Source organism: Boseongicola sp. (assembly GCF_057460485.1).
Genome location: NZ_JBVCWP010000239.1, coordinates 1 through 5,982, shown reverse-complemented (window position 1 = coordinate 5,982; position 5,982 = coordinate 1). Strand labels below are relative to the sequence as shown.

The window sequence follows — 5,982 nt, the reverse complement described above, 5'->3', positions numbered from 1 at the left end:
TGGATCTCCCGCGGCGCGATCGAGGGCGAGACCGATGGATATCCATTCTGGTCATGTATGCGGCAGACCCAGACCTGGTGGCCCGAACGACATCGGGACAACGTTCTGTTCCTGCACTACGCCGACATGAAGGCAGACCTCAGGGGCCAGATCGCGCGGATCGCCCGGTATCTCGAGATCGAGGTCGCGGATGAGATGCTCGACCGGATCACCGAACTTTGCGACTTCTCCTCGATGAAGCGCGATGCGGAGGCGCTTGAAGGACATGAAAGCGGGCTCAAGGGCGGCGCCACCGTGTTCTACAACAAGGGGACGAACGGTCGGTGGCGCGATGTGCTGACACCGGGGCAGCTCGCGCGTTACGAGGAGGTGGCTTCGAATGTGCTGGAGCCGGCGGCGAAGCGCTGGCTGGAACAGGGCGGGCCGACCGACGGAGCGGCCTGAGATTGGCTATACTCGCTTGCGCGGGCTTCGCTCAGACTGACCGAGGACGAAACGGAGACGGCCAAGATGCCGGGTAAAGCTGCCCTTCGTCGACGCCGCAGAATCCTGCGCTTTGGGCTCGACCCTATCATCTGAGCGTTCTGCTCAGATGTCTCCAACATCCCGCATGTGAGACATCAGGTTACCGCTCGGCGAACGACCGGTTCCGATCCGGCTCATCGAGCGCGGTTCTACCGACCGCTTACGGTAAGTTGAGCTGCGCTGCAGCGAGGCGCTCGTCGCCGGGTAGTCATCTGGACGATCGGAGATGCCGCGGGTGCATCAAGTCCCGCAAATCGGTCATCGCTGCATTTTTCGCCAGTGTCTGCTCTGGGTCGAAGCTGCCATTGACACTGGGGCCTGTTAATAGGTCCAGAGGCTAGGATATTTGCGTAACCGTTTGCATTACTTTGCGCAGAAGCTGGATACGTGGCGAGGGGCGCTGCCACAACAAGCCGATTTCACGGAATGGGGCTGGGTCGGGGAGAGGGAGGCTGCGGATGGCAACCCCCTCAGGGCGCGGTCCGATTCAGTCCGGCACAATTGATACTCCGAGACAACGACCGACCAGCACGGCGATGACATCAAGTGCATCCAGTTCGTACCGTACATCGGGAGTGATGCCTGCGTCAGACAGCCAGGTTTGTGGCGCACGCCCCCCCATTGCTGACGGTCGTAACGAATGAAGGGGCTATCGCCCAGTATCGCTCCTATATCTGTGCGGGTTTCATTGCTGGGAATGAGCAGTACTAATTTTTCTCGTCGCCAAGTCTGAAAATCCCATGCCTTGGGCAGATCGAATGACGGCTTGACGACTGCCGCAGCGTCCAAATGCCCAGCTATTGTACGGTCATAAAGGTCGCTCGACGTACCCGGTTCAAGGAATATGCGAAGATCGGCGTCACTGCGTGAGAAGCTCATTAGGACATCGGGCAAAATGCCGGAGAGAACGGTAGAGATCGCGCCGATGCGAAGACTGCCTGCTATCGTCTGGCCGGTCACAGCTGCGCGTAGGCTGCGGTGTGCCGCCAACACCCCTTCGGCACGCGCGAGCACCGCATGGCCAGCCTCGGTTGGGCGCACTGTGCGTCCGGAGCGGGCCACTAGATCAGCACCGATTTCATCTTCCAACGCTCGGGTGCGCTGTGCCACAGCCGTCGCAGTCAAATTCAGATGTTGAGCCGCCGCGGCCAGCGAGCCGCGTTGTGCCACAGCGACCAGCGTTTCCAGATTTCGTGTGTACGAAACAAACTATTCCTTCGCATAGAACGAAGGATACGGAACTATTCTTTGCGTCACCAGAGCGATATCGTCGCTGCGAACAACATGAACAAGGGAACAAGCAATGGACTTGGGTCTTTCGAACGCTCTGCGCAGCACGCTTGTCGGATGGGCAAAGATCTTAGCCGATGAAGTGGGTGAGGACGCCATTACCTCCAATATCGTGTTGCCGGACCGGGTCGCCACGAAGCGGATCACCTTCCTCGACGAAAAGAAGGCCGCGCGCGAAGGCCGTAGTGTTGAGGAAGGCCGCGCAGAGAGCCTCGCTGCGATCCCTGCCGGGCGCTACGGCGATCCCGAAGAATATGCCGATGTCGCGGCAGTCTTGGCCAGCACACGCGCCTCGAACATTACCGGCAGCATGATCCGCGGTGATGGCGGATATATTTCAAACGTTTGATAGCAAGGAAAATTGATATGACACTTTCGATCGAAGCCAAGGCCACACTTGAAAAAGTAACCACTGCGACCTTGACAACCATCTTGTTGAAAAAGGGTTTGCGCAATGTCTGGATACGCGGTGCCATGCCGCTGCGCGCTGACCAGTCGCGGCTGGTTGGTACAGCGTTTACGCTTCGCTTTGTCCCCGCGCGCGAGGACCTGGCGACCCCGGCGTCATGGGCCAGCCCGATCTCGACCCGTGCTGCGATCGAGGAAATGCCTGAAGGGTGCATCGCCGTTATTGACGCGATGGGGATCACCGACGCTGGCGTGTTCGGCGACATCCTTTGCGCCCGCATGAAGAAACGTAATGTCACCGCGATGATCACCGATGGTGCCGTACGCGACCTTGGTGGTGTGCTCGACACCGATCTACCGGTTTGGTGCAAGGGGGCGGCCGCACCTCCGTCGGTCGCGGGCCTGACATTTGTTGGCTGGAATGAGACCGTAGGCTGTGGTGGCGTCGCAGTTATACCCGGTGACATTGTCGTTGCCGACAGCGACGGGGCCGTGGTAATTCCGCAAGCTTTGTTGGACGAGGTCGTCGCCGAGTCGCCCGCGCAAGAAAAGCTAGAGGGATGGATCATTGGAGAAGTCGAACGTGGTGAGAAACTGCCCGGCCTCTATCCGATGAACGAAGAAACCAGGGTTCGCTACGAGACATGGCTAGCTGACAACCAAAGTTGAAATCTCATCGGTCGCTGGCGTCAGCACCCATGGGTCCAAGTTGGGGGATTTGAGATGGCAGTGTTGCTGGCTCACATAGCCAAGTCAGACCGCATTCATTGCTGGACAAAAAAACGCCCGCAGACGCGCGTTGAGCTCTTGTGAAAACTGGGGCTTCGAGCACGACGCGCATACCAAAAACGAAATCGAGGAACCTAAAGTCCACATTAATGTGATCGCTGAAAACGTCCTCGTTTCTGGTTAGGGTATTCTGGCAGATTTTCCGTGGCTGGGAGAGGAACGCAAACGCCTGAAACCATAGAAGTTCATCCGCCTGATGACCATTCACTCTGAGAAGACGCAGACATGATCATTGAACAACGCACTTACTCACTGAGAATTGGGCTGTGCCCAAGTATCTTGCGCTTTACGAGACACGGTTCTTGGTCGGGTGGTAAACAGTTTTTCAATTGATAACAGTGATTTGATGCCAGATCATTCATACGTGGGCTTATAAAATCTATGACGTACGCGAACAGTGTCGTAGCAAGCAGACCGCCGCATGTAGATAAAATCCCTGCGCGCTAGGTCGACATTTTTCTTATATTTTTTGTTGGAAAAGACACTTGATGGGGAGGGAGATACCATTCTTGACCCCAACTGGCGGTTAGACGATCCTAAGACCCTTGACTGCAAAAAAAAACTCGTCGGCCGTGGCCACTAGAACCCGATTACCAACTAAAGGTATGCGTAGATTTTGTATGCCGGAATGCAGCAGAAGCTCTTAATTAGGATACACTGAATGCCCGGACCCTTGAACGGAATACGGATCATCGACGCAACCACTATGATTTCAGGGCCTCTCGCCACGATGATCATGGCCGATCAGGGCGCCGAAGTGATAAAGATCGAGCATCCAAATGGCGGAGATCATAGCCGTCAGGTGGCTGGCAGGCGCGGCGGGTTTGCGGCCTCATTTCTCAACAATAATCGCAATAAGCGCTCGGTAACGTTGAACCTCAAGGATCCACGTGGCCTCGAAGCTGCGCTTCGACTTTGCGAGGGGGCCGACGTATTTGTCCAGAATTTTCGTCCCGGTGTTGCCGAGCGATTGGGTCTGGGCGAGCCAGCGATACGTGCCGTGCGCTCTGATATCATTTATGCTTCGATCGCAGGGTTCGGATTTGAAGGCGATTGGGCGGGCAAGCCTGTCTATGATCCGCTTGTTCAGGCGCTTTCGGGATTGGCGAGCGTTCAGGGCGGAGCAGACATTGCGCGGCCGCGCCTCGTGCGGACAATCCTGCCAGATAAAGTGACCGCAATTCAGGCGAGCCAGGCAATTACCGCTGCCCTGTTTGCAAGGACCCAAACAGGGCAAGGCAGTCATTTGACCCTGTCTATGCTGGACACAGTTGTGGCCTTCCTGTGGAGTTCTGATATGGCTGGATACACCTTCATTGGTGATGAGGCAGCCCCAGACGAAGGCGCTCAGGCTCAAAGCTTTGTTGAGCTGATTTATCAAACCAAGGATAGCTGGATGGCTGTTTCGGCCCACACCGATTCCACCTGGTCCGGCTTATCGGCCGCCGTGGGACGACCCGACTGGCTGAAAGACCCACGGTTTTCATCGGTCGCATTGCGAGAGATCAACAAGCCAGAGCGGCTTGCGCTGACACAAGAGGCTCTCTTGCAGGATACCACGGTGAACTGGATGACCCGGCTGACGGCAAAGGATGTGCCCTGCGCGCCTGTGCTGACCCGGGCTGAAATGTATAGCCATCCGCAGGTCACGGCCAACCACACCATCCTGGAATTGGACCACCCGCAAGCTGGACGCATCCGTCAGGCGCGCGCGCCCGCTCGGTTCTCAGCGAGCCCAGTTGCTCCGCCACGGCCGGCCCGCCGGCTTGGAGAAGATACGCGCGCTGTCCTGCACGAAGCAGGATACAGCGCCTATGATATCGACACCTTAATCAGGAGTGGTGTTGCGACAGATGTACAGGAGAGTATTGAGTGATAGACCTTTACTTCGCGCCGACACCGAACGGATGGAAAGCCTCCATCATGCTTGAGGAATGTGGGCTGGACTACGCACCAAAGCTTGTTCGGCTGTCCGAAGGCGAGCAATTTTCAGATAACTTTCTAAAAATCAGCCCGAACGCGAAGATCCCTGCCATCGTCGATTACTCACCCGCACCAGAATGGGGGAAATCACCGGTATCTGTATTCGAGTCTGCTGCGATATTGCTTTATCTGGCTGATAAAACGAAGCTCTTCGCCCCTTCCGCAAGCGACTTGCGGGCGCGCAAAGAGCTCATGGAATGGATGTTTTGGCAGGTTGGCAATCAGGGTCCGATGGGCGGACAACTTAGCCACTTTCGAAACTATGCCCCTGAGAATAACCGCGACTACGGCTTTAAGCGGTATCTTGGCGAATATGATCGCAACCTGGCGGTTCTGGAAAATCGACTGGAAAGTCAGGACTGGATACTGGCCGAATATTCAATCGCCGATATGCTGATCTTTCCATGGGCTTTCATCGCCAAACCTCTGGGCGCATCGCTTGAGGCCTTTCCGCGTGTTGCAGATTGGCGGGCACGGATCAAAGCCCGCCCCCCGGTGCAAAGGGCCATTGAGCTCTTTAAAAGCAAGCAAAACCGGGGCCAGCATCGCGCCGACAACAACAAGGTTCTGTTCAATCAAAGTTCGTCGGTTCTCCGGAGCAGTGCCCGGAAGTCCGACACGAATGAGCAGATCTGACTGCTTCAAGCTGTTTCTTTCGAGACGACCAAGGATTTTGTCACCGCCCTACCCACGTCAAGTTGATTTCCACTGATAGCGCCGCACTTTGTCATCGGTCAGTGGATCGCAGTATACGGCGGGGAGTAAACTGAGAAAAGATCTTCAGATGCAAATGCCGCTTTTAATTGAAGCAAGCGTACATAGCCCCAATGCTTTCCCTGGCGATCCAGCTCCTTATGCTGGAGCAGATAGTTTCACCTTTGTGCATCTTCGTATACGGGACGCGGAAGGCATAACGGGGCATGGGTTCACCGGTCGCTTCCTCGCCCGCGAAGTAGCTGGGTTTTTGAACAATACTGTCACTGAATC

At 56.2% G+C, this 5,982-nt stretch carries 6 protein-coding genes and 1 pseudogene; 6 read left to right on the top strand and 1 reads right to left on the bottom strand.

Annotation, left to right across the window (positions count from 1 at the left end; genetic code table 11):
- A partial coding sequence (locus AC221Y_RS19075; protein WP_486708047.1) for a sulfotransferase domain-containing protein occupies positions 1-444 on the top strand: 444 nt, incomplete at its 5' end.
- Positions 445-888: 444 nt separating this feature from the next.
- Here the strand turns inward: AC221Y_RS19075 and AC221Y_RS19070 are convergent.
- Positions 889-1,713, bottom strand: a complete 825-nt coding sequence (locus tag AC221Y_RS19070) for a LysR family transcriptional regulator (protein ID WP_299753105.1) — start codon at positions 1,711-1,713, stop codon at positions 889-891.
- Between the two features lie 115 nt (positions 1,714-1,828).
- On the opposite strand from AC221Y_RS19070, the gene AC221Y_RS19065 reads away from it, so the two are divergent.
- The 5 genes and pseudogenes from AC221Y_RS19065 to AC221Y_RS19045 all read left to right on the top strand — a co-directional run.
- The gene (locus AC221Y_RS19065) at positions 1,829-2,164 is read left to right on the top strand and encodes an SDR family oxidoreductase (protein WP_299753070.1); all 336 of its coding nucleotides are present in this window, start codon (positions 1,829-1,831) and stop codon (positions 2,162-2,164) included.
- A 17-nt stretch (positions 2,165-2,181) separates the two neighbouring features.
- Positions 2,182-2,892 carry a ribonuclease activity regulator RraA gene (locus tag AC221Y_RS19060; RefSeq protein ID WP_299748764.1) on the top strand — a complete coding sequence of 237 codons (711 nt, stop codon included), beginning with the start codon at positions 2,182-2,184 and terminating at the stop codon, positions 2,890-2,892.
- A 781-nt stretch (positions 2,893-3,673) separates the two neighbouring features.
- Entirely contained in the window at positions 3,674-4,888 is a 1,215-nt protein-coding gene (locus tag AC221Y_RS19055; protein ID WP_486708046.1) for a CaiB/BaiF CoA transferase family protein, read from the top strand.
- Entirely contained in the window at positions 4,885-5,631 is a 747-nt protein-coding gene (locus AC221Y_RS19050) for a glutathione binding-like protein (protein WP_486708045.1), read from the top strand. Before AC221Y_RS19055 ends, AC221Y_RS19050 begins: the two co-directional genes overlap by 4 nt.
- A 148-nt stretch (positions 5,632-5,779) precedes the next feature.
- A pseudogene (locus AC221Y_RS19045) lies at positions 5,780-5,982 on the top strand (enolase C-terminal domain-like protein); the annotation flags it as partial.

Coding starts and splice junctions, on each gene's coding strand:
- AC221Y_RS19060 (WP_299748764.1), top strand. CDS start 2,182: ATGACACTTTCGATCGAAGCCAAGGCCACACTTGAAAAAGTAACCACT.
- AC221Y_RS19055 (WP_486708046.1), top strand. CDS start 3,674: ATGCCCGGACCCTTGAACGGAATACGGATCATCGACGCAACCACTATG.
- AC221Y_RS19065 (WP_299753070.1), top strand. CDS start 1,829: ATGGACTTGGGTCTTTCGAACGCTCTGCGCAGCACGCTTGTCGGATGG.